23 protein-coding genes and 1 riboswitch are annotated in these 23998 nt (G+C 31.0%); of the genes, 1 reads left to right on the top strand and 22 read right to left on the bottom strand.

Annotated features, from left to right (window positions below):
- Nucleotides 1-34: 34 nt before the first annotated feature.
- The 13 genes from KDK92_RS09840 to KDK92_RS09780 all read right to left on the bottom strand — a co-directional run bounded on the left by KDK92_RS09840 (nt 35) and on the right by KDK92_RS09780 (nt 15076).
- Nucleotides 35-229: a CLC_0170 family protein gene (locus tag KDK92_RS09840; RefSeq protein WP_250859092.1), complete on the bottom strand. Its 195-nt coding sequence runs from the start codon at nt 227-229 to the stop codon at nt 35-37.
- A 116-nt stretch (nt 230-345) separates the two neighbouring features.
- A complete protein-coding gene (locus KDK92_RS09835) occupies nt 346-2826 on the bottom strand; it encodes a leucine-rich repeat domain-containing protein (protein ID WP_250859091.1) in 2481 nt (826 codons plus the stop codon).
- 484 nt (nt 2827-3310) lie between these two features.
- Nucleotides 3311-4159, bottom strand: a complete 849-nt coding sequence (gene ispE / locus KDK92_RS09830; RefSeq protein WP_250859090.1) for a 4-(cytidine 5'-diphospho)-2-C-methyl-D-erythritol kinase — start codon at nt 4157-4159, stop codon at nt 3311-3313.
- A gap of 8 nt (nt 4160-4167) precedes the next feature.
- Nucleotides 4168-5454 carry a glutamate-1-semialdehyde 2,1-aminomutase gene (gene hemL / locus KDK92_RS09825; protein ID WP_250859089.1) on the bottom strand — a complete coding sequence of 429 codons (1287 nt, stop codon included), beginning with the start codon at nt 5452-5454 and terminating at the stop codon, nt 4168-4170.
- A 1-nt stretch (nt 5455) separates the two neighbouring features.
- Nucleotides 5456-6376: a porphobilinogen synthase gene (hemB, locus tag KDK92_RS09820; protein WP_420852339.1), complete on the bottom strand. Its 921-nt coding sequence runs from the start codon at nt 6374-6376 to the stop codon at nt 5456-5458.
- A gap of 58 nt (nt 6377-6434) precedes the next feature.
- Nucleotides 6435-7937, bottom strand: coding sequence for a uroporphyrinogen-III C-methyltransferase (gene cobA, locus KDK92_RS09815; RefSeq protein WP_250859087.1), 1503 nt, complete (start codon nt 7935-7937; stop codon nt 6435-6437).
- Nucleotides 7927-8841, bottom strand: coding sequence for a hydroxymethylbilane synthase (gene hemC, locus KDK92_RS09810; protein ID WP_250859086.1), 915 nt, complete (start codon nt 8839-8841; stop codon nt 7927-7929). Before hemC ends, cobA begins: the two co-directional genes overlap by 11 nt.
- Entirely contained in the window at nt 8838-9449 is a 612-nt protein-coding gene (locus KDK92_RS09805; RefSeq protein ID WP_250859085.1) for a precorrin-2 dehydrogenase/sirohydrochlorin ferrochelatase family protein, read from the bottom strand. Before KDK92_RS09805 ends, hemC begins: the two co-directional genes overlap by 4 nt.
- A gap of 114 nt (nt 9450-9563) precedes the next feature.
- Complete coding sequence (gene hemA, locus KDK92_RS09800; RefSeq protein ID WP_250859084.1) at nt 9564-10796, bottom strand: glutamyl-tRNA reductase; 1233 nt, start codon at nt 10794-10796, stop codon at nt 9564-9566.
- Between the two features lie 247 nt (nt 10797-11043).
- Entirely contained in the window at nt 11044-12600 is a 1557-nt protein-coding gene (locus KDK92_RS09795) for a DUF3794 and LysM peptidoglycan-binding domain-containing protein (protein WP_250859083.1), read from the bottom strand.
- A gap of 87 nt (nt 12601-12687) precedes the next feature.
- Nucleotides 12688-12915: a Veg family protein gene (locus KDK92_RS09790; protein ID WP_250859908.1), complete on the bottom strand. Its 228-nt coding sequence runs from the start codon at nt 12913-12915 to the stop codon at nt 12688-12690.
- A gap of 114 nt (nt 12916-13029) precedes the next feature.
- Nucleotides 13030-13953: a sporulation peptidase YabG gene (yabG, locus tag KDK92_RS09785; protein WP_250859082.1), complete on the bottom strand. Its 924-nt coding sequence runs from the start codon at nt 13951-13953 to the stop codon at nt 13030-13032.
- Nucleotides 13954-14068: 115 nt separating this feature from the next.
- The gene (locus KDK92_RS09780) at nt 14069-15076 is read right to left on the bottom strand and encodes a CotS family spore coat protein (protein ID WP_250859081.1); all 1008 of its coding nucleotides are present in this window, start codon (nt 15074-15076) and stop codon (nt 14069-14071) included.
- Between the two features lie 123 nt (nt 15077-15199).
- Here KDK92_RS09780 and KDK92_RS09775 point away from each other — a divergent pair, with 123 nt between their 5' ends.
- Nucleotides 15200-16318, top strand: coding sequence for a glycosyltransferase family 4 protein (locus tag KDK92_RS09775; RefSeq protein WP_250859080.1), 1119 nt, complete (start codon nt 15200-15202; stop codon nt 16316-16318).
- Between the two features lie 63 nt (nt 16319-16381).
- Here the strand turns inward: KDK92_RS09775 and KDK92_RS09770 are convergent, their stop codons facing one another.
- The 9 genes from KDK92_RS09770 to KDK92_RS09730 all read right to left on the bottom strand — a co-directional run bounded on the left by KDK92_RS09770 (nt 16382) and on the right by KDK92_RS09730 (nt 23899).
- Complete coding sequence (locus KDK92_RS09770; protein WP_250859079.1) at nt 16382-16540, bottom strand: hypothetical protein; 159 nt, start codon at nt 16538-16540, stop codon at nt 16382-16384.
- 184 nt (nt 16541-16724) lie between these two features.
- The gene (locus KDK92_RS09765; protein ID WP_250859078.1) at nt 16725-17366 is read right to left on the bottom strand and encodes a FusB/FusC family EF-G-binding protein; all 642 of its coding nucleotides are present in this window, start codon (nt 17364-17366) and stop codon (nt 16725-16727) included.
- A 300-nt stretch (nt 17367-17666) separates the two neighbouring features.
- A complete protein-coding gene (locus tag KDK92_RS09760; protein WP_250859077.1) occupies nt 17667-18467 on the bottom strand; it encodes an energy-coupling factor ABC transporter ATP-binding protein in 801 nt (266 codons plus the stop codon).
- A 58-nt stretch (nt 18468-18525) separates the two neighbouring features.
- Complete coding sequence (gene cbiQ / locus KDK92_RS09755; RefSeq protein WP_250859076.1) at nt 18526-19206, bottom strand: cobalt ECF transporter T component CbiQ; 681 nt, start codon at nt 19204-19206, stop codon at nt 18526-18528.
- Nucleotides 19190-19480: an energy-coupling factor ABC transporter substrate-binding protein gene (locus tag KDK92_RS09750; protein WP_250859075.1), complete on the bottom strand. Its 291-nt coding sequence runs from the start codon at nt 19478-19480 to the stop codon at nt 19190-19192. Before KDK92_RS09750 ends, cbiQ begins: the two co-directional genes overlap by 17 nt.
- Nucleotides 19467-20201 carry an energy-coupling factor ABC transporter permease gene (locus KDK92_RS09745; protein ID WP_250859074.1) on the bottom strand — a complete coding sequence of 245 codons (735 nt, stop codon included), beginning with the start codon at nt 20199-20201 and terminating at the stop codon, nt 19467-19469. The genes KDK92_RS09750 and KDK92_RS09745 overlap by 14 nt, the downstream gene beginning before the upstream one ends.
- Before the next feature lie 251 nt (nt 20202-20452).
- Nucleotides 20453-20679: riboswitch (cobalamin riboswitch) on the bottom strand.
- Between the two features lie 395 nt (nt 20680-21074).
- Entirely contained in the window at nt 21075-22097 is a 1023-nt protein-coding gene (locus KDK92_RS09740) for a CotS family spore coat protein (RefSeq protein ID WP_250859073.1), read from the bottom strand.
- 14 nt (nt 22098-22111) lie between these two features.
- The gene (locus KDK92_RS09735) at nt 22112-22885 is read right to left on the bottom strand and encodes a hypothetical protein (protein ID WP_250859072.1); all 774 of its coding nucleotides are present in this window, start codon (nt 22883-22885) and stop codon (nt 22112-22114) included.
- Nucleotides 22886-22894: 9 nt separating this feature from the next.
- Complete coding sequence (locus tag KDK92_RS09730; protein ID WP_250859071.1) at nt 22895-23899, bottom strand: CotS family spore coat protein; 1005 nt, start codon at nt 23897-23899, stop codon at nt 22895-22897.
- Nucleotides 23900-23998 lie beyond the last annotated feature (99 nt).

Here is a 23998-nt window from a genome sequence, read left to right as displayed (position 1 = left end):
CAAGTTTTTCAAATTTATAAATGTTTCTCAATATTCATCTTACAATCAAGTTTATAATACTTAATGTCACTGCTATGACAATAGCACTTATACCTATAACCCTTGATTTTTTTGCAACTTCCTTCATCTTATATTCCTTAAATGTAACATAGTCTATAGTTATCATAATAATGCCCTGAATAACTATTAAGATAACAAAATATTTGTCACACAAACTTAAAATCCTCATACTACCACCTTATATTTTCTTAATTATGTTTTTCATACACCTTATTATCTGTTTAAATAAAAAAAATATGCAGATGGCACTACCATAATGGTAGTGCCCCTACATAACCTCTGTGCTTATTCTATTTTAAAATCTTTAAATTCTAATTCATTATAATACCCTTCAACCGGACTATAATCTTTTATTTCATTACCTTGTAAATATAAAAGCTTTAATTTGGTTAAATCTTTCAAAGACTTTATATCAGTTATTTCATTATTAACCAAAACTAATTTCTTTAAATTCTTCAAACCTTTTAAGGAACTTATATCCTCGACTTTACTGCCATATATATACAATTCTTCTAAGTTTGTTAAACTCCCCAAAGAACTTATATCAGTTACCTCTACATCATCGATCCATAATGTAGTTAAATTTTTCAAGTTCTCAATTCCTTTTAAGCTCTTTATTACATATATGTCTGATATTTTTAAATGCTTAATATCTTCTACATCTTTGAGGTATATATCACCTTCAAGTTTGTTTATTTTTTTTCTTATAATTGATTCTATATAATATTCGTCGAACTTGACTATATCCTTTATCTCTTTTTTATTCTTTAAATTCTCTGTCTTACTTAATTCAAAATCCTTATTAATTAAATTGTCATAATATCCACTAACTATACTATAATCTACAACACTGCCCCACCCTAAATATAATGTTGTTAAATTAATTAATTCTTTAATTGGACTTAAATCTTCTATGCTATTCCTAGATATCGTTAATTCTCTTAAATTTGTTAAATTTTCTAAACCATTTACATCTTCTAATCCAGTACCGTGTAAATTTAAAATTTTCAGTTTGCTTAATCCCTTTAAAAACGATAGGTTTTTTACCAAATTATAAGGCACATCTCCGATTGGGTAATTTTCTAAATTTAATTCTTCCAAATTTGTCAATTCTTTTATTGTAGTAAAATCTTCTATTCCTGTATTTCTTAATTTCAATATTTTTAAATTTTTAAGATATTGAATTCCTTCTAATCCATACATTTGACCATAAATATCTATCTCTTGAATTTTCTCCACATCACCTATATAAATGTCTCCAATTGGCTTATTTATTTTTTCTCTTATAATTAATTCTAGTTTTTCATCATAGAATTTTACTATATTTTTATTGGATTTCAACTGAATATCAAAATCTTTATACTCTAGATTATCATAGTATGATTTAACCGAAGAATAATCTTTTATTTTATTACCTTTTAATTTTAATACTTTGATATTTTTTAAATCTTTTAATAAACTTATATCCGTTATTTTATTATTGCTTAAATCTAATTTAGTCAAAGTTGTTAATTTCTCAATTCCTTTTAGATTCTTTATCTCTTTATTCTGTAAATTTAATTCCTGAATATCTTTTAAATCGCTCATATAAATATTACCATATATAAACATTTTATCTTTTATAGCTTCTTCTAAATTCTTATCTTCAAACTTTATTAATATTTGTTCACTATCTAATTCAAAATCACTATATTCTAATTTATCATAATATGATTCAATAGGTTCAAAACTTTTTATTTGATTTTCACATAATAGCAGTTCAGTTAGATTTACTAATCCTTTTAATGAACTTATATCTTGAATATTATTATTGCTTAAAAATAGTGTTTTTAAATTTATCAATTTTTCTAATGAAGTTATATCTACAATATTGTTATCACTTAAATCTAAGTACCTTAAATTACTTAATCTTTCTAAAAAATTTATATCTTCTATATTATTACTACATAAACTTAACTCAACTAGATTTGGCAATTTATTAAGGAATTTAAGGTCGCTCATTTTAACATGTGATATCTCTAGATCTTCTAATTTTTTTAATCCCCCTAAGGATATTAACTCTATTATTTTACTATTACTTACTGATACACCTGTTAAATTTGTAAGGTATTCCAAAACACCTACATCTTCTATCTTATTGTCTGACAAATATAATCCTTTTAAATTAGTTAACTTTTTAAGAGCAGTTATATCTCTTATTTCATTATTAGATAATCCTAGGGATTCTAACTTTTTTAACTCTTGTAATGGACTTATATCAACAATATCATTATATGATAGACTCAAATTTGTTAAATTAGTTGAATTTTTCAAAGCAGTTATATCTGTTATCCTATTAGAAAGTAACCCTAATGATTTTAACTTTTTTAGTTCTTTTAATGGACTCATATCAATTATATCGTTAAATGCCAAATTTAATTTTGTTAAATTTTTCAAATATTGAATACCTTCTAAATTATAAATACCTGCATTATATACAATTAATTCCTCAATCTGAAGAACATCTTTTTGATAAATATCGCCTTCCAGCTTATTAATTTCAGTTCTTATGGCTTTTTCAAGTGCAGGATCTAGAAATTTAATAATCTTTGATTCGTTTAAATTAACCTTTGATATAAGCTCTTTGTTGTTACTCTTTTTAATTTCTGATTGTGATTCTGCAAGAGCATTGCTACAAGGAATAAGTACTAATAGTAGTACATTCGCCATAATTAATGCTAGCGCTTTTGTTATTTTTATAAAAATTTCATTTAAGGATTTTTTCATTACTTCTAACCTCTTTAACTTATTTTTCTCTGAATATATTTATGTTCTGCGATAATTTTATATTACCATTAATGTAAATAATGGTATAAATTTCTTTAGACTATTCTAAAAAACTCTTTTCAAAGAACCAACTTTAAGAGTAATTTGGGAAATTTCAGGTTTGTTACATTTTTTTAATACGTATGCATATATCAACATAATATAAACAATTGTGCCACTGCATGTTTAGCAAACATAACAAAATTACACTGTTTAAAGTATCCTATATCTAAAATAAGAGAAATTCCTGAAACAGGTTTTCTTTTAACACATTGCTTGCGTATTTTCTAGTTCCAATTTAAAACCTTATAAATGTTCAACCTCTTAAAAAAATAGTTCCAGTGATAACTGAATCATATGGTTTAATCTTTGATTTAGAAAAAGAAAAAGGGAAAATTAACAAAAAAACACGTTTCCATTTCAGAAACGTGTTTTTATTTTACCTTCATTTTTTAATCGTTCTTGTAATAAATACTTCTTGATAATCTTTTTTAAAATATTCATAGCACCTTTGTGCTTTTAATATATCATCAAAAAAACCAAATACTGTTGGACCACTTCCACTCATCATGGAATTTATAGCCCCCATCTCCACCATGTTCTTCTTAATATTCTTTATAGATTTATGTTTAATGATGGTTACATTCTCCAGAACATTTTTCATATGATAACATACAGATTTTAGATCATCTTTCTCAATAGCCTCCAATAACCTGTCTGTTTTTACATGCTTTCTTATCTTAGATATATCCAAATTTTTATATACAGTCTTTGTGGAAACACCGAAGTTAGGTTTTACCAACACCAGAATCTTATTATCAAATGGTCTTAATGGAGTAATTATCTCTCCGATTCCTTCACAGAGTGCCGTTCCACCAACAAAACAATAAGGAATATCCGCACCTAGTGTCTCTCCCAGCTTCATAAGTTCCTCATCTGAAGCTTTTACCTTAAATATGTTTCTCATACCTTTAAGTACTGCTGCTGCATCTGTACTTCCCCCTGCAAGGCCAGCTGCAACAGGAATATTCTTCTCAATATGTATCTTTACTCCCTCATTAATGTTATAAGTTTTCATAAATAATTCAGCAGCTTTATATGCAAGGTTTTTATTATCAGTAGGGATGAAATATTTATTACAAGTTATAGTTATACCCTCATCTGCTTTGGTAATATCTATCTCATCATAAAGTTCTATCTGTTGCATTATCATCTTTAATAGGTGATACCCATCTTCCCTCTTATCAACAGCATCAAGGGATATATTAATCTTCCCATAAGCTTTTATAACCATCTTTTATTCTACAGCTCCCTTAAAACATCATATTGAATTTTTATTGTCTCTTCTATATGTTCTATTGTATGCTCACTCGATAGAAACATTCCTTCAAATTGAGCTGGTGGAAGAAGGACTCCTCTCTCTAACATTCCTTTGAAGTATCTAGAATACATATCTGTATCACAATTCTTAACATCATCATAACTATGGAATTCACCCTCTGCAAAGAACACACATACCATTCCCTTGAATCTAACAACCTCAGCACTGATATTTAATTCGTGTATATTCTTTCTAAAGCCATCTTCTAATCTCTTAGCCTTTGCTTCAATACCCTCATATATCTGTGGATTATCCTTTAAAATTCTTAAGTTATTGTATCCCATATGCATAGCAAGTGGATTTCCTGATAGAGTTCCAGCTTGATATACAGGTCCAACTGGCGAAACCATATCCATAATTTCCTTCTTTCCACCATATGCCCCTACTGGAAGTCCCCCACCAATAATTTTACCGAAGCAAGTCATATGAGCCTCAACTCCATAAACCTCCTGTGCTCCACCATACGCTAGTCTAAATCCAGTAATAACCTCGTCAAATATAAGTACTGCTCCATATTCATCACATATATCCCTAAGTCCTTGTAAGAACGCTTTCTTTCCTGGAACAACTCCCATGTTTCCACCTACTGGCTCAACAATAATAGCAGCTATTTCTTCTCCTTGCTCTTCAAAAATTTTCTTCACAGCATCTAAATCATTATATCTACTTACTAAAGTATCTTTAACAGTATCAGCTGGTACCCCTGGACTAGTAGGCACTCCAAATGTTAAAGTTCCTGACCCTGATTTAACCAATAAAGAATCAGAGTGACCATGATAACATCCTTCGAACTTTAGTATTTTATTTCTTCCTGTATATCCTCTAGCAACTCTTAGGGCACTCATTGTTGCCTCTGTTCCTGAGTTAACCATTCTAACCATATCTATAGATGGATAAGCTTCCACAATCAATTTCGCCATCTTTACTTCAATTTCAGTAGGAACACCGTAGCTAGTCCCCCTTCTCAAAACTTCATCTATTCCTTCTAATACCTTTTCATTACTGTGTCCAAGAATCAATGGACCCCATGAACATATGTAATCTATGTACTCATTTCCATCAACATCATAAATCTTTGCCCCTTCACCTCTTTCAATGAAAATAGGGTCTAATCCAACTGATCTAAAAGCCCTAACTGGACTATTTACTCCACCTGGTATGTACTTCTTAGCTTCATTAAAAATCTCACTGGATTTATTATGCTTCATGCTAGATCCACTCCTTCTTCTTAGCAATATCCTTTGCAAAGTATGTTATTATTATATCCGCCCCTGCTCTTTTTATGGATAATAAGGCCTCATATATTACTTTTTCATTCATAAGTCCATTCTCAACAGCCATCTTAAGCATTGAATATTCACCACTTACATTATACGCAGCTATAGGTATATTGAAATTATCCTTAACTCTTCTAATTATATCAAGATAGGATAGCGCTGGCTTAACCATTACAATATCAGCACCCTCTTCAATATCAATCTCCACTTCTCTTATACCCTCATCACTATTTGCAGGGTCCATCTGATATGCTCTTCTATCGCCAAAAGCTGGTGCTGACTCTGCAGCATCTCTAAATGGACCGTAAAATGAAGATGCATATTTAGCACTATAGGCCATTATAGGAGTATTTTTATATCCCCATTCATCAAGAGCTTCTCTAATACCTTTAACTCTTCCATCCATCATATCCGAAGGAGCAATCATATCAGCCCCTGCTTTAGCATGACTAACGGCTATTCTCTTAAGATACTCAACAGTTGTATCATTCTCAACATCACCACTAGATGTTAATATTCCACAATGCCCATGTGATGTATACTCACACATACACACATCAGTTATAACGTACATCTCAGAGCTAATCTCTTTTATTTTTCTAACAGCTTTCTGTACAATTCCATTAACATCATAAGCATCACTGCCCACTTCATCTTTTTCACCAGGTATTCCAAATAATATAACTGATTTAATTCCGATTGTCACAAGTTCATTTATCTCTTCTTCTAGCATATCCACTGAGAAATGATAGTTTCCTGGCATTGACTTTATCTCATTTTTTATCCCTTCTCCTTCTATGATAAAAAGTGGGTAAACCAAGTCATCTAAAGTTAATTTTGTCTCTCTAACCATGCTTCTTATTGTTTCATTTCTTCTTAATCTTCTTGTCCTTCTTATAGTTCCCAAGATTCTATTCCTCCTCGTTGATAATTGTTTCTAATACTCCTTCAATAGAAGACTCCTCTGCTTCTCTGTATATCTTCACTCCCAATTCCTTTGCTGTTTTTGAAGTTATAGGTCCTATGGATATACATTTAACATTATCTAATAATCCAATATTTTCATCTCCTATGATTTCAATAAAATTCTTAACAGTAGATGAACTTGTGAAAGTAATGTAGTCAACCTTATTCTCTTTCAACTTACTCAATAACTCATCTTTATTTGGACAATCTTTTACGGTTGTATATGTAATTACCTCTTCAACTTTACATACTTTTGAAAGTTCTTCAACAATTAATCTTCTAGCCCCTTCTGCTCTTGGAATCAGTACATTACTATTACTATCAACCACATTTGATAATTCCTCTAATAATGCTTCACCAATTGCTCTCTCTGGGACTATATCTGCTCTCAATCCAAAAGTTGATAATCTTTCCTCCGTTCCTTTTCCAATAGCAGCAATCTTACAGTTTCCTAAAGCTCTGCTATCGAATCCTTTTTGGAATAATTCCTCAAAGAATATATCCACTCCATTTGTACTTGTAAATACTATATAATCATAGTCCTTTAAGTTTTCTATGCTTTTTTCTAGTTTTTTATTGTTCTCTATCTTTCTAATCTTTATTGCTGGCATCTCTACAGCTCTGCCACCAAGTTCTTCAATACTCTTTACAAGTGAACTACTCTGTGCTCTGCTTCTTGTAATTACAATATTCTTTCCAAAAAGAGGCTTATCCTCAAAGAAGTTTAATTTATCTCTAAGGGTTGCTACATTACCCACAACTATTACGCTAGGCGAGCCAATACCATCTTTTTTAACAATCTCAACTATATTATGAAGTTCCCCTTGAACCACTCTCTGTTCAGGTCTTGTAGCCCAGTTTACTATTGCAACAGCTGTGTTTTTATCCTTACCATTCTCAATAAGACTCTCTGTGATCTTCTCTAAATTTGACATTCCCATTAAAAACACAAGTGTTCCATTAACCTCGCTTAGTGCTTTCCAATTTAACTCTTGATTATCATCCTTTAAATGTCCAGTGATTACATGAAAAGATGAAGCATAATTTCTATGTGTTATAGGAATACCTGCATATGCCAGCCCTCCTATAGAAGAACTTATACCTGGAATAACCTCGAATTTTATATCTCTATCGTAAAGGTATTCTCCTTCCTCTCCTCCTCTTCCGAAAACATAAGGATCTCCACCTTTAAGTCTTGTTACAATCTTACCTTCCTGAGCTTTTTTAAATATAATTTCGTTTATCTCATCCTGAGTTTTTGTATGTTCACTAGACTTCTTCCCAACATAAATATATTCACAGCCCTCTTTTGTTTCCTTCAAGAACTCTTCATTAGCAAGTCTATCATAAACAAGCACATCAGCTTTTCTTATACATTGCAATCCTTTTAAAGTTATTAATCCAAAATCACCTGGTCCTGCTCCAACAAGAAAAACCTTACCCTTCATTCCTCTTCATCTCCTCTAAAAGTTTATCCGCTAATGCTTTTCCTACTTTTTCAGCTTCTTCTCTACTTCCGCTTATTTCTGCCTTTAAAATATTCTGCCCTTCTCCATCACCATAAATTCCTGTCATTACTATTTCGTCACCAAGTACGCTGCAGTATGCACCTATAGGAATATGACAACTTCCATTTAACCCCTTAAGAAAAGCTCTTTCTGCTTTTGCCTCTACTTCAGTTTTTTTGTCTCTTATCTTTTCTATCATTCCATGAAGTTCAATATCTCCATCTCTTATTTCAAGTGCTAATATTCCTTGTGCTGGTGCTGGTACAATAAGATTTTCTGAAAGATATTCTATTCTATCTTTCATCTTCTCATGTATACCTAATCTCTTTATTCCCGCAGCTGCAAGTATAACTCCACTGAGATTTTCACTTTCAATCTTTGATATTCTTGTCTCAACATTTCCTCTTATAGGTACAATCTCTATATCAGGTCTCGCCTTAAGAAGTTGATACTTTCTTCTCTTACTTCCTGTCCCAATTCTAGCCCCTTCAGGCAACTCTTGAAAAGACTTAATTCCTTCCTTTAATACAATTACATCTCTATGATCTTCTCTCTCTGTAACATGAGAAAACCTTAATCCTTCTGGTAATGCAGAGGGCATATCCTTCATACTATGAACCGCTAAATCTACATCTCCATTTAAAAGAGCCTCTTCAATTTCTTTAACAAACAGCCCTTTATCTCCTATCTTATCAAGAGCCTTATCAAGAATCTTATCACCCTTTGTCTTTATAACTTTTATCTCAAAATCCACATGAGGATTCTTCTCTTTTATTTTATTAAGTACCCATTTGGTTTGAGTTAATGCAAGCTTACTCCCTCTAGACCCAACAATAATCTTCATAATTTCTCTCCTCTATAATTGTTAATAAATTCTCTCAATTCATTTATATTCATATTCACTGCTTCATTCAATAATTTCCTCTTAACCCTATCATCACTCTCACCTTTAAGAACTACATATCTCAACTCTCCTAATAGTTCTAGGAACTCCTCATATTCATTCTTATATATGTCACTAATCTCTTTTTTTATCTTCTTACTAAGTGCAGGACTCTTTCCATTTGTTGATATTGCAACAGAAAGGTCTCCTCTTTTAACCACTGCTGGTAATGAAAATGATGATACCTCTCCATTACTACAGTTTGTATAAAGTACTCCTCTTTCTTCACACTTATTAGCAATTTGCTCATTCAACTTAAAATTATCTGTTGAAATGATTACAATGTATTTTCCATATAAATCATTCATTTCAAACTCTCTTTGAATCAAAGTTACTCTTGAGTTGCTATTTTCTGTGACCTCATATATTTCCTGGGCTATATTTTTCCCCACAACTTCTATATTACAACCATATTGAAGGAAAAAGTTCACCTTCCTTAAGGCAACCTTCCCTCCCCCTATTATTAGTATCTTTTTGTTTTCTAAGTTAACATTCAATGGTACAAACATTAAAACACCTCTTATGTAGATAAACTACTTCAACTATTGATTTATCCAAGTCCATAACTCATAAAAACATTGAGATTTTGGAACTTGAACAAATCAAGTTTCAGTACAGTTTATCTATAACTTAAATAATTCTTTAACCACATCCATATAATTTTCTCTTTCATCATCTTCTAATTCTTTAAGTTTTATTATTGGATCTCTAATAACTCTTTTAAGGGCTGAATTTAACATCTTCTGAACAATCTTCTGATCTCTTAATTCCATATTTGATTTTCTAAAAATATATTCAAGAGTATCTTTTTCTATCTCTTCACACTTTTCCTTTAAATCCTTTATAACAGGATCGATCTTAGTTCTTTTCTTCCATTCATGAAATTCATATATATATTCACTGATTATCTCATCAGCTTGTTCTTTCATTCCTTCTCTCTTCTCCATATTATTAGATGAAATCTTCTCTAAATCATCAATATCTAAAAGTTCAATAGATGAATTTTCTCCAACCTTTGGGTCTATATCCCTTGGAACTGCTAAATCTAAAATATACAATTTCTTATTCAACTCTGGCATTTTCTCCACACTCAATATAACATGGGGTGCTGAAGTTGCTGAAATCACAACATCCACATCTTTTAAAACATCATATCTATCACAATAATTAACAAGTTCAATTTTGGAACTCTCCACCGAGAGCTCTTTTAAATTTCCATGAGTTCTATTTGTTATCTTTATAGAATTCAACTCTTCCAATAATAAATATTTGAGAGTTAACTTACTTATCTGCCCTACTCCTATTATCAGTACATTCTTACCCTTTAAATCTCCAATTCTCTCTTTTATTAACTTAACACCAATATAACTAGTAGAAAGAGGAATCTCAGATATCTTAAGTTTATTCTTAATCTCTTTAGAAGCCGTTACCGCATCTCTAAATAACCTATTAAGTAGCTTTTTACTTGATCCTAACTCCATTGAGAGTGTTAATGAATCCTTAACCTGCCCAAGTATCTGATCTTCTCCTAGAACAATAGAATCCATTCCACTTGCTACTCTAAAAATATGTTCAACTGCCTCTCTCCCTTTCTTAGCAAATAAAAAAAGGTCTAAATCAACACATTTGAATTTCTTTTTATAAACATCTTTAAGAATATTCTTACCATCAATCTTTTTGCTATAAGCAACATAAACCTCACTTCTATTACAAGTTGAAAGGACTATGACCTCTTCTATACCTGAATCCATAAGTTCATTAATCACATCAATCTTGCTTGTGTCTGTAAAAGCCGCTCTCTCACGTACATCAACTGGTGCATTATTATGATTTATTCCAACCACTGCAATTTCCATTTTCTCCACCCCGAAACCTTCTTTATCTTCGGCATATGCCTTCTTCCAGTGTACAATAATTTCTTTACCATAAATTTAACTATATTATAACATAACAAAGGCACGCTCTGCGTGCTAAAAAACAAATTGAGAATGGATAGATGTTTTACTCATATAAATCTTCAAAAAAACATGAAAAGGCCCTCATCGAAGTCCTTTTCATGTTTAAATATATCTCTTTATCAGAAGTATCAACCTAAAATTTCTGTTAGATTACTGCTCTTCCTGGAATTATAAGCTTAGTATTTGCTTTTATATCGCCCTCGGTGATGTCATTAATCTTACAGATTAAATCTATAGTTGTATTATATTTCTTAGCTACCTTCCAAAGAGTATCTTCACTCTGTACAACATAAATTATAAAGCTTCCCTTTTTCTTAGGAGGTTCGCCCTCTTTTTCACATACATCCATTAAGAATTCTTTTTGTGATTTGTAGGTAACTTTACAAGTCATGTCAATTACACCTTTAATCTTGATCTCATCATGCTCAATATCACATTCTATATGATCAAGTGATGCTTTCAGTATGCTATGCATATGGATCTTAGCTCCATGAACTTCCATTGAATGATCAAATGGAATCTCTTCATATACAGCAAATACATATCCGTGATCTTTATCATGAGCTTTATAAAGAACACTAACCTTCATTACGCCCTCAACAAGTACCTTATCCTCAACAATTCTTTTCTCAGTTATACATATATCTCCACTTGTGAATAATATTTCTTTTGGTCTTGGGATGTCATCATCTATCTCTATTTTGCCTTTTACTACCAATTCCTCTTTGACAATTTTGTGGATTACATCCATTTCAACTGACTCTTTTGCCATCTCAAGCATCATAGTAGGAGAATATGCATCTTCAATAAGATTCATAGATACTACATCCATAACTTTACAGAAAATACCTATTATCATATCAACGAATATGCACTTCATTTCCCCTTCTTCATTTGCCTTAATCATATGTGAGATATTCTTAATCGTAAATTTGCCTAAATGTGCCATCATAGATGATACACCGCTAAGTTCGCATTCTTTCTCAAGATAAACATCATTTTCAATAACGCACAACTCATGAGTATTCATAGCTCTATACAATATTTTTATGCAAGCTCTACAAGAAAACTTAACCATATCATCATACAAAACTATTTCTTTACTTTTGAATGTAACACTACAATCCATAACTTCATAAATTTCTGGCATATGAACTGGTATAAGAATCTCAGTTTCACCAGTGATATCGCCATTTACCATTCCTATTATCTTATCCATATGCATATGTTTTTCAGCGCATTGAACATCACTACCCATGTCTATAGCCTTTACTATATCAAGATTGTTCATCTTTGATACTTCAACTTTTACATTGACAACGCCTTCTACACATACCTTTCTTGAATTTAGTATTATACACTCCATATGTTCAATACTACATTCTGCTTCGCTTATCATTTCATGATTTACTCCAGTCATTTCAATAATGCTTGCGAAAGTCTTTGTATAATTCAAAGAACAAACAACTTCCTCTTCATCTTCCATTGTTGTGTAAAGAATTGTAAAATCAATTTCTCCGTTAACATGAACTTTGTCTTTCATCATCTCTTTATGGATATTTTTCATCTTAGAGTTTATCATTAAAATTTCACTTATATCTGGATGTGTGTCTGGTACAATATATTCTTCATGAATAATCGTATCATTAAAATTTTCACCTAACATCTTTTCAAATTCTATATTCTCTTTTATCAGTTCCACGGACTATTCCCCCTTTTATAAATAATACCTACTAATTAATTTATATAAGGTATTATCTATAAATATGAGGAATTTTTATTTTTTTTTTTAGCTAGCATAAACGATTTGAACTGTTTTAGTAAGAACATCAGAATAACTATAACTTATTCTTCTATCATTACTATCATCTAATTTAATAACAAATATACTGGTGTAAGTTTTTTCAATGACTCCATTTTTTACAAATACTTTCCTTCTCCCACCACTATCCCTTAAGACTATTTTTTCTCCTACATGATTTTCTATCTCTTCTTTTATTGCACTTAAGGTTTTCATTTGATGTTTCAAAATACGTCCTCCATTTCTTAATAAGATTCATTATTCTAGTTTGGCAGATGTTTATGTCCATTATTCGTAAAACAAACTATAAATTTTTAAAATATTCAATTTTTACTTAAGATAAATTGATTTTGGATATCCTTCTCTATATTTCCCTCTGGTTTCCAACCCACCAATTCCTTTTATACCTGTTATTGTACTATCTATTATATCTTTTATTGCAACAATTTCTTTTATATTTGAATAAGCAACCTTTTCACATACCATCACAGGGTCTAGACAGTGTATCAACACTCTATTTGGTGAACTTGCATAATTAGCACCAGCATCCAACAGCGCTTCATAATTTGATTGACATGCACCAGCAAAAATTACGAGATCATCATAATTAGGCTCATAATTTCTAAGTTTGAGTACACACTGAACAAAATACTTTGAATTTCTATAATTAGATAAATCAGTGTAATCTTTTGCATTTTTAACCATGCTATCGTGTCCTGTAATTACTATAATATCAGGCTTTACTTGTCTAACTAAGTCAACAATAACATTAGGTTGATCTGCTTCTTTTACGGCTTTTCCTACTACCTCTAATGACAGCTCCTTATATGTTTTTAGACATACCTCTAGATATTCAGAGTCACCATCTACGTGAAGTATTCTTCCCGGTCTCCCAAATATCATTTCTCTCTCTTTATTCGTTTTCTTCTCTTTTGTTTTGCTCCCCTTTTTTGATTTATCTTTTCCTCTGGAGATATTATTAAATACATAGTGAGCATTATCTTTCCCATTACGTTGAGCTATGACTTTCTTTATAGATTGGTTTATCTTCTCATTAAACACCTTATCAGCCTTACCTTCATCTTCCTGGTGAACAACTTTTAGATCTTCAATTGGTGAATCTGCCTCAATTCTAATATTTACCCCTTTTAATTCACATATTTCTTTTCCCTGGTCATCTTCTCTTATACCAATCACCTTAAATGTAATGTCTTCATCGTATGACTTCCTGACAACAATATCACCTATATTCATGATACACTCCTAATATTACTGTATATTCATTATATGTAGAAACCTCAATTTTGTGATAATTTACACAAATATAAGAGGTTGAGTTTCTGAAAATGCTCAACCTCTTCATTTTAAATTATTCACTCTGATTATATTCACTAGCAAAATCCTCAATAAACTTGCTATAGTTCTCCTTCTCTCCTACCATGTTATCGATTTTTTTTGTGAATGTATTCTGTATCCAGTTAACCTCATTATAATAATACCTGTTACACAATCTCCAGAACCTCTGTGGGAACAATAAGAATGCATAGAGAACCTTATACTCTCCTTCTTCAAGTGGACTTACCTCATTGTAAGCATCTAGAATGAGTTTAGCATATTTAATATCCCAATCTCTTCTTTTTAAAACTTTGATAATAAAGTTTGATATATCATATACTCTTATCTCTCTCTTACAATAATCAAAATCCACAACACTTACACTTTCATCTTCACCCATAATAATATTATGATATGTGTAATCATGATGACAAAAACTCTTATCTTCTTCTGCAATACTACAATATTTCTCATACTCTGATGATGCTAGTACCTTTTGAGCCCTTATTCCTAAATCCATGAAGAATTCAAAGTTGTTTACATATTTAATATCAAAATCACTCTTCTTACCTTTTTTCTTCCGTACCATATTCTTCATCTTAGAAAAAGATTTAACTCTCTTCTCCATTAAATGAGGCCATCTACCAATATCTGTTTTTAACTTACTGTTCTCAGGTGGCTCATACCCTTTTGAAGCAATATGAAGCTTTGCTAAATTCTTAGCAGCGAGCTTGAGGTCATCATCATTATAGAAATCACATTCTCTACCCTCTATCCAATTTGATAAAGTATATATATCCTCATTAACCATAGCATACGGATTCTCTTCAACATTTATAATATATCTATCCACGTTAGCGAATCCATTTTGAATCAAATGCTCTTTAGCCCCATAAATAAAAAATAACTTTTGAACTCCATAATTTATCCTTTTTAAACACTTCTTCCCTTTGTTTGTCTTGAGGTAATATACCCCTCGCTTTGGTTTCATTGTTTCTATTCTTATATTGAACTGCCTTTCTATCTCCAGTTCACGCATCATACTCAATCACCTCCCTATAAATTTATATGAACCTTAAAAAGGTTTTAGCACATTTAATTACTTTTCACATAAAAGTTAACCTATAATATAATGAATTATAGTGCAAAATAAGGAGTAACTATTATGAGGATAGGTTTTGATTGCCGAGCTGCGGCATGGTATAAGGGTACAGGAATAGGAAACTATTCTTATAAACTTATTGAAAACATTCTACCTTTTACACCCCATTCATATAACTTATATACCCCAAATAATTCTTTCATTAATAATCTGTCTTCCTATGATTCTCCCATCACTTTTCATTCAATTTCTGGTGGTAACAAGGATGGATTCTGGAATAGGGTTGACAGCGATCAATATGAGTTATCTAGCGATTTAGATATATTTCACACCCCACAAAATGGAATAGGATTACCCAAAAACAAAAAATGCCCCCTAGTTGTTACCTTACACGATATAATTCCCCTCAGAATGCCTGAAACTGTTAGTGAAACATTCAACCATATGTTCCACAATAAAATCCATGAAATAATGAAACAAGCTGATGGTATAATCACAGTTTCCGAGTTTTCAAAACAGGATATACTCAAGGAATTCTCTTTCACTGAAGAAAAAATTTTCGTGACACATCTTGCAAGTGATGTTACCTATAAGCCGATTAACAATAAATTATCCAAGTACTTAATTAAAAATAAATTTCATATTGAAAATGATTATATACTCTATATTGGAGGGTTCACCCCTAGAAAAAATATATGGGGAATAATCAAAGCTTATGAAAAAAATTTTGAAAAACTAAAGAATAGATACAAATTGGTCATAGCCGGAAAAAAAGGTATCTCCTATACTCTTTATAAAGAATATGTTGATAATCATAACCTAACAGATTATGTGCTCTTTACTGGATTTGTAGATAACATTTATCTGCCATTCTTATATAATGCAGCATCCTTATTCTTATTCCCATCATTCTACGAAGGATTTGGACTGCCTCCATTAGAAGCTATGGCATGTGGTACACCTGTAATAGCATCAAATGTCACCTCAGTACCAGAAGTACTAAAAGATGGTGCTTTATACGTTGACCCTAATAATATTGATGAAATAAGTGAAAAGATACTTCACTTGCTAAATACCCCTGCTCTACAACAAGAACTGATATCTAAAGGGCTGAAAGTAAATTCTACTTACTCATGGAGAAAAACAGCTGTCGAAACTTTAGAGGCATACGATAAGATTTAAAGGGAACCTATTTTTTTCAAGGTTCCTTAATTCATTTTTTTATAAATATTTTATAAATATTATTTAATTATCGTGTTTATCAAAGAAGAAAAGGAAAAAGAGAAAACATGGGAAAAATAAAAAATCTAATTTATCACCTTTGAAACCACGAAATCCATAAAACCCGTAAAATCCAAAAAAACCGAAGAATTTATAATATTTCGAGAATTCTTTTTTTGCCATTATACCCTCCTTCATTTCATATTCACATAATCATATGAATATCTATTAAAGTTTATTCTTGTTCTACTTCTTAATACAAAGATTTATTGTATAAATAAAAATAAAGATGTAGCTTCTCACTAATGTCAGAAACTACATCATCAATTATCCATTATGCTTTTGTTACACTCTCAACTATGTTTTTCTAGGTCGTTTTATTTATAAGTTCCTCTAATTTTGAAATGCTTGTGATTCTCTCATTGCATTTTTCACTATCCATACATAGATAAAATCCTCTTGATTTATAATTTGCACTACGTTTACAAACTACTGAAACGAATGCTACTTCATCACTTTTACCAAAAGAATTGCATAATGCACATATATTATATCCTTTTGAAGCAACCTTAGTAATTCTACAAATCATACCAACTAATTTATCATTCAAATAATAAACGATATATAATTTATCCTTACCTATATCTCTCCAACCCAGGTATACTAAAGAAGAAAATTCAATGTTATCAATATCCGGAAGTTTCAATTTCTTCTCTTTTTTAAATAATTTGCGTATTTGTGATTGTGATACATTTGGCATTCCATATACATAGGGAGTTATTTTATTTAAATAACTTTTGATTTGTGAAAATCTCTCAATCTTTTCTATGCTTAATAAAGCTTTTTCTTCTTCACTTATTGTCTCGAAAACATTATAAATTTTGTTTTGAATCATTGATTTACTAGCTTCTTTTACTTGTGAATCAATACACTCATTAAAAGTTTTTTCTAAATCTATTAGTTTTTTATTTATATAATTAAATTGATATTTTTTTATAAACTCATTCATATTAACACCCCAATCCTTAATAACTTACCTATTTTTAAGCTTTATTTTATTCAAAGAACAAATATTTATACTATCGGTTAATCATTTGATTTGTTCTTTATCTATATCCTTATATTAATTACTTTTTTTACAAAATAATTATATCATAAAATCAGACTAACTCATTGTACAAAAACAATACATAATTAACAATGTACGCAAAAAAAACACGGTAAACCGTGCTTAAAAGAAATGGATAATCGAGAATGGATAATGTATAACCATCATTCTCCATTCTCAATTATCCATTATGTTTTTTCACTATTGTTTTTTCATAAATTCAAAAAAGTCTTCTTCTTTCTTAAAAAGCGGTATATTCAAATTTCTGTGCATCTTTACAAGCCAAGGTTCATTCAATCCAGATCTTCTTAATGCATCCTCATCTAAAAATGCTTCCTCTGTTTTCCCCTCGCTGATTATCTCACCTTTACACAAAATATATGCATAATCACTAACTCTGTAAATAAGGTCCATATTATGACTTGATATAATAATCTTCTTCCCTTGAGCTTTCAATTCGAAAAGAATCTTTATTATCTCCTCAGTCATAACAGGATCCAATCCTGCTGTTGGTTCATCAAAAAGAATAATATCCTGATCAATAGCAAGCGTACCAGCTATAGCCACTCTCTTCTTCTGTCCCATACTAAGAAAGTGAACTGGTTTATCCTTAAACTCTAAAGCATCAACCTCACTAAGAGCTCTATTAACTCTTGTATTTATCTCACTTTCTTCAATACCAATATTCCTCAGTGCAAAAGCAACATCATCAAATACATTAGAATAAAATATCTGCTTGTCAGGATCTTGAAATACAATTCCTATCTTTTTTCTATATTCTCTTAAGGCTTTCTTGTTATATTTAAGCCCCTGCCCATCGAACATTATCTTACCTTTACTTGGCTTAATGATACCCATTATATTTAAAAACAAAGTAGATTTCCCTGCACCATTTGCTCCTATAATAGCAATTATATCTCCTTTTGAAAAATCAAAAGATTGATTCTTCAAAGCTTCTGTCCCATCCTCATAGGTGTAGCTTAATCCTTCTATCTTTATCATCACATTCTCCTTCTACTCTTTATGATTTTCAAGGCATATTCAAATATCTAATGCATATTCAAATATGAAATTCGCCGTTAAAAAACTTACTTTCAAGGGATATTTGCATATCTTTATTTCTCTGCATAACCCTTATAAATAGTACTTTTATCATTAATGAAAATGAATGACAACTTTGCTTAAAAGTGTTGTAACCAAATCTCATCTCCTGAGCATTTCGTATTTCCTTTGCCTCTTCAAGAAAGATGAATATAAACCTATAAATTAGAACCATTAACTCAATTATTTCCTTAGGTATCCTTAATTTCTTATAAACCTGTATCTGCTGGTCTAAAGGAGTTGTAAGGGAGTAAAAATACATACACGTAATACAAGCTGTAGATCTAAGCAATAATCTTAAACTCATCTCTATCCCTTGTGGTGTTATTCCAATATAAATTCCTCTTACTTTAGTAGCCCACATAAATACTTCTCCACTTTCTCCAAATGATATTATTATGGAGATAACACTTAAAACTAAAAAAGTAAATGGAATCATAAGCATCTTTGAATAATTCTTTATAGGAATACCCGCTGATTTTACAGTTAAGTAACCCATAATCAAACTTACTCCTCCATAGAGCCATAATGGTATTGGAAGAAGTGAAAATATAAGCATCCCCATGGCAAAGGAGAACTTCACCATGGGATTAATTTTTCTTAATTTATTTGTATATGCATACTTATCTATTAGCAGCATTTTTATTTTTTCCTTTCAAGTAACCTAATATATAAAATATTATTCCAGATCCTATAGCAGCTTGTAGAGAAAAAAGCATACTCTCAATTTCTCCACTTGGTGGCTCCCATATACTAGAAAACCATGGTTCATAATCAGGGTTTATTTCTGTTATTGCAACCTCTGCTTCTCCGTCTGCTCCTCCAAATTCTGCTCCTTTTTTGATCATTATTGGAGCTATAACCATAGCTATTATAAGTAAAATAATTGCCAATTTCTTATTAATAGATTTCATTTATAGCACCGTCCTCTCTTAATGCTTTATTTTCAATTAATACAGTAAATATTAACGCTGATACTAATCCCTCAATAATAGCAAGAGGTACTTGAGTTAAAGCAAATATTCCTAAGAACTTAGATAATGAAGCTGTAAATCCTCCAACCTGATCTGGATATGCTAGAGCTAACTGGAATGCAGTAACACAGTATGTTACCAAATCACCTAATGCAGTTGCTAAAAACACACATACTCCGATACTAGCTCCTTTTTTCTTCATAAACTTGTACACTCCATATGCAACGAATGGTCCCACAATTGCCATTGAGAATGTATTTGCTCCTAAAGTAGTTAATCCACCATGCGCTAGAAGTAATGATTGAAATAATAATACTATTATTCCTAATATACTCATTACAGACGGTCCAAACATAACCGCTCCTAAACCAACTCCTGTTGGGTGTGAACAACTTCCAGTAACAGAAGGTATCTTAAGTGCTGATAAAACGAAAACGAATGCACCACATAGAGCTAAAAGCATCTTATTTGTACTGCTCGCTCCATATATTTCTCTTAATCTTTTTAACCCCATAATTAAAAATGGTATACATGCAACAGACCATAATATAGCCCATCCTAATGGAAGATATCCCTCCATAATGTGCATAGCTTGTACAGTTACAGGTGCCATAACAAACACAAATGCCATGATAATGAATAACTTAATTTTTGCTTTCATAACCTTTTTCCTCCTCTTCGAATAAATCATAAGAAATGATTTTTCTTTTTTGCTCACATGACTAAGGAGAACCAGTGTAAGATTACACAAAATAAAAAAACTGACCCGTAGGACAGCATTATGCTAAGTTTTAGAATTTATCAGTTGCATACACCTAAGAAAGTACTTTAAATCAACCATACTTCTCTGAATGGTAATAAACACTGTGATAATACAAACTCTATAACTAACCGCAATCTCTTCCCTCCGAAGATATACTTTGAATTTTAGGCAGGTCTCCTGACTCGAATATTAAAGGATATGAAAATATACCTAACTTACTCCCTAACCTTCCCACAAAACAGCATTGCAGTGGCATACCTAGGTTTCATACATTCTTACAGTAGCGGGGGCTGTAGAGGCTTCACACCTCTTTCCCTATTAATCTTAAATAAGGCATATGGAACTATACCAAAGAACCTAAATTCACAATTTATGTGAGCTTTTCTTTCAAGCTAATATTATCACAGAGCTATTCTATTATCAATCATTTTTCAACAATTTTGAAAACTATCACCCAAACAAAGCACGGTGAACCGTGCTTTAAAAACCTAATGGAAAATTGATAATGGAGAATGATTGACATTTCTCTCCGAGAAATCTTAATTATATTGTTCCTTGGACATTATAATTTTACTCGTTTCATCTTGGATGAAACATTGTATTTAAACTACAATATTTTATCTAAAGATAAAATGAGTAAATCTTTCTTGTTCTAAAGAACAATACAATGCAGGTTCTCACGCAAGTGAGAATCATCCATCATTATCAATTGTCCATTATACATTATCCATTTGTTCTGAAGTTCCCATTTACCTTTTATTTCTTCCCTTTTTACAAGAATCTATTTTTGAACTCTATGAGAAACTTTTCACGGTCTTCCCTAAACGCTGCCTTTTTCTCAAATCTCTTTATAAATGTTCCCTCTTCCCATTTCTTTAACCTTTTATAATAAGCTGCTGAAATGCTGTAAAAATCCTCAGGGAACATCAACAAGTAGTAAAGCACCTCAATTTCTTTCTTATCAAGAGTATTAATCTTTCTATATTGCTGCAAAATTTTTTCTGCCACTTCAATATCATAGAAATATTCTTTCATAACCTTGTTAATAAAATTCCGTAAGTCATGAACTTTAATATCTCTAATGGCATAATCAAAATCAACAAAAAATGCTTCTTCCTCATTGATTAAAATATTATGATAGGCAAGATCATGATGACATATAGTGTGATATCTACTGTCTTCACATAATTCCTTATAAGAACTTTTTTTAATACCTTTAACACTATTCTTCATTTGCTCAATATAGTACTGCACATTTTCCATGAACATTTCATCAAACTCTCTAAAATGAGGAAACTTACACACCTGCTTTTGAATTTCTTTAATCACCTGTGTTTTATTACTTAAAATTTGTTCCATCTCTCCTATTAGATTCTTTCCAGGCATATTTACCTCAATGTTCCTTCCTGCTAGATGAAGCTCACCTATCCCTTTTGTTGCTATATCTATATCTATAGGATTTGAACATTGACATTCCCGCCCTTTTACATACTCCATCATACAATAAGTACTTCCTTCATATGTTAAATATAATGCCCCATCTCTTGTTTTAACGTAATCAAACAATCTATTAAACCCATTATTCTTAAAAGAATCAATAAGATATTTTATAAAGTAAATATCCTCTTTTTTGTAGTCAACTCTCTTTAGAACATATTCTTTATCTTCCCCTATTGCCAAATACACTTTTCTAGTTGGTATTACATCTACAATTTCTAAATTAAATTCTTTAAAAATATCAATATCTAGGTCATACTGTTTCAAATATTCTCTATCTTTAATTCTTGTTTCCACAATATTTACCACCTTCAAATTATTGAATCTCCATCTTGAATAATCGCTTTCTGAAGTTTATCTCTATATCTCTCAGGTGACCAATCTTTTTTACCTTGAAAGTACCTTAAACAGTTTCTCATAAACTCATATGGGTATGATACACATGACTGAATATACATTCTACTATTCTCATCCAGCTCCTCGCACTCTATAAATTCATCAATTACATTGTTCCAATCCATCACAATATTTTTTCTCTTCAACCTAACAATAAATTTAATCATATCAGTTTCAACAATATCATAACCACATTGTGAAATATCCAAAACCATTACAGGATAATTCCCGATAATATTTCCAAATTTGCTATGTCCTATGCATATCTCTACTCGCTCCATGCTTCTTTTCAAAATAGATAGATAATTATCAATCACATTATGCTCTAAAGCCTTATTAGCCCTTTTAAGTATATTGACGCCTTCTTGTACAATCATTTCTTGACAGCAATCTTTCGCTCCATTTTTCCTAAGTTTCTCTATATATCTATAAACTTTTCTATATAAAATTTTATACTGTTCAAACAACATACCAGTTCTATTTGGTAACTTCTCAATCATGTAATTATCATACCCCATAGCCTTACGATGAAATTCATTCAAAGAAAAGATAAATTTATGCACATCATCCCGTGCTATTTTCACTTCATTAAACTTCTCGTCAACTTCATTCATATTCACCATATGAAATTCTGTGACCAAGACACCTCTCCTGATAATATATTCTTTAAAATTAATCAATCGCTCCATAATATCACCTCAAAGCTTAAACAACTTAAATTCATCAACAAATTCTTGTCTCTCTTCCCTATCCACAAGTATCTTTTGAAGTTTCTTTAAAAAGAACTCCTCACCCCAAGGTTGTTCCTCCCAATAATACTGTATTCCTACTTGCCAGAATGCTTGCGGAAACTCTATAAACGCTGCCATGATTGGTATCTCATTGTTATATATCACTTTTTTCTCACTGTAACAATCTAAAATATACTTTGCATTACCTATGCTCCATTTCCCATTCTTCATTCTTCTTATAAGTAGACTCGCTAGATCATGAAGATGTGTATCCAACAGGCAATAATCAAAATCTATTACACTTACATCTCCATTACTACATATGAGTACATTATGATTTGCATAGTCGTGATGACAGAATCCATGTTTTTTTATCTCATTTTTCATTACAAATCTATAATCACTTTTCATCAGATTATTAACCGCTCTCTCACATCTCTTAATTTCACTCTCAATCTCATTAAAATACTTAATATCAAATTCACTCTTATGTTCTTTCTCCATTATTCTTCTTTTAAAATCTAGAATCTCATCCCGCCTGGTCATAAATATCTCAATCCATCTATTCCATCCCACTCTCGGTCTCATTCCCTCATCTAGTTCAAAGTTCATACTCTTTTTATGCAATTCCCCCAATTTTTCTGTTGCAATCTTAATATCCAAAGGATTATCGTAATTACACTCTCTGGAACACATCCATTCAGTTAAATATGCATATTTTCCATCGATCTCAATGTACTCTTCACCTTTTAATGACTTTATAAACTTTGGTATATATTCAAACTCATTCTTCTGAAGATGTTTCATTGCAGCTAATATGAAAAGGAAATGCCCTAATTTATACTTTATAACCTTAAAGCAATAATATTTTCCTTCCCCTTTAATTCTGTATACATTTTTGATTTTCTTTATACACTCTATATTTAATCCATATGCATCTTTTATTAAATTCTGTACATCTCCAGTATTCAACTTAGGCCTCCCAAAACAAAGTTAATTACTATTTTAGTATATGAAAATTATTATTAATATGTGAAAGCACACTTTTTTATGTTTGCTAATATACTAAGA

Origin of the sequence: Oceanirhabdus seepicola (genome assembly GCF_023684385.1) — a bacterium.
GTDB lineage: Bacteria > Bacillota > Clostridia > Clostridiales > Clostridiaceae > Oceanirhabdus > Oceanirhabdus seepicola.
Note: the sequence above shows the minus strand (reverse complement) of the source record. Positions and strands in the feature narration are given on the sequence as shown.

Bases quoted from the DNA above. Each gene is read 5' to 3' on its own strand.
- KDK92_RS09735 (WP_250859072.1), bottom strand. From the start codon at position 22,885: ATGGAGCGATTGATTAATTTTAAAGAATATATTATCAGGAGAGGTGTC.
- KDK92_RS09770 (WP_250859079.1), bottom strand. From the start codon at position 16,540: ATGGCAAAAAAAGAATTCTCGAAATATTATAAATTCTTCGGTTTTTTT.
- hemC (WP_250859086.1), bottom strand. From the start codon at position 8,841: ATGAAGATTATTGTTGGGTCTAGAGGGAGTAAGCTTGCATTAACTCAA.
- ispE (WP_250859090.1), bottom strand. From the start codon at position 4,159: ATGGTTATAAAAGCTTATGGGAAGATTAATATATCCCTTGATGCTGTT.
- KDK92_RS09765 (WP_250859078.1), bottom strand. From the start codon at position 17,366: ATGAATGAGTTTATAAAAAAATATCAATTTAATTATATAAATAAAAAA.
- KDK92_RS09780 (WP_250859081.1), bottom strand. From the start codon at position 15,076: ATGATGCGTGAACTGGAGATAGAAAGGCAGTTCAATATAAGAATAGAA.
- KDK92_RS09745 (WP_250859074.1), bottom strand. From the start codon at position 20,201: ATGAAAGCAAAAATTAAGTTATTCATTATCATGGCATTTGTGTTTGTT.
- cobA (WP_250859087.1), bottom strand. From the start codon at position 7,937: ATGAAGGGTAAGGTTTTTCTTGTTGGAGCAGGACCAGGTGATTTTGGA.
- KDK92_RS09760 (WP_250859077.1), bottom strand. From the start codon at position 18,467: ATGATAAAGATAGAAGGATTAAGCTACACCTATGAGGATGGGACAGAA.
- yabG (WP_250859082.1), bottom strand. From the start codon at position 13,953: ATGAATATAGGTGATATTGTTGTCAGGAAGTCATACGATGAAGACATT.
- KDK92_RS09790 (WP_250859908.1), bottom strand. From the start codon at position 12,915: ATGAAAACCTTAAGTGCAATAAAAGAAGAGATAGAAAATCATGTAGGA.
- KDK92_RS09775 (WP_250859080.1), top strand. From the start codon at position 15,200: ATGAGGATAGGTTTTGATTGCCGAGCTGCGGCATGGTATAAGGGTACA.
- KDK92_RS09750 (WP_250859075.1), bottom strand. From the start codon at position 19,480: ATGAAATCTATTAATAAGAAATTGGCAATTATTTTACTTATAATAGCT.
- cbiQ (WP_250859076.1), bottom strand. From the start codon at position 19,206: ATGCTGCTAATAGATAAGTATGCATATACAAATAAATTAAGAAAAATT.
- KDK92_RS09805 (WP_250859085.1), bottom strand. From the start codon at position 9,449: ATGTTTGTACCATTGAATGTTAACTTAGAAAACAAAAAGATACTAATA.
- hemB (WP_420852339.1), bottom strand. From the start codon at position 6,376: ATGGTTAGAGAGACAAAATTAACTTTAGATGACTTGGTTTACCCACTT.
- hemL (WP_250859089.1), bottom strand. From the start codon at position 5,454: ATGAAGCATAATAAATCCAGTGAGATTTTTAATGAAGCTAAGAAGTAC.
- hemA (WP_250859084.1), bottom strand. From the start codon at position 10,796: ATGGAAATTGCAGTGGTTGGAATAAATCATAATAATGCACCAGTTGAT.
- KDK92_RS09840 (WP_250859092.1), bottom strand. From the start codon at position 229: ATGAGGATTTTAAGTTTGTGTGACAAATATTTTGTTATCTTAATAGTT.
- KDK92_RS09835 (WP_250859091.1), bottom strand. From the start codon at position 2,826: ATGAAAAAATCCTTAAATGAAATTTTTATAAAAATAACAAAAGCGCTA.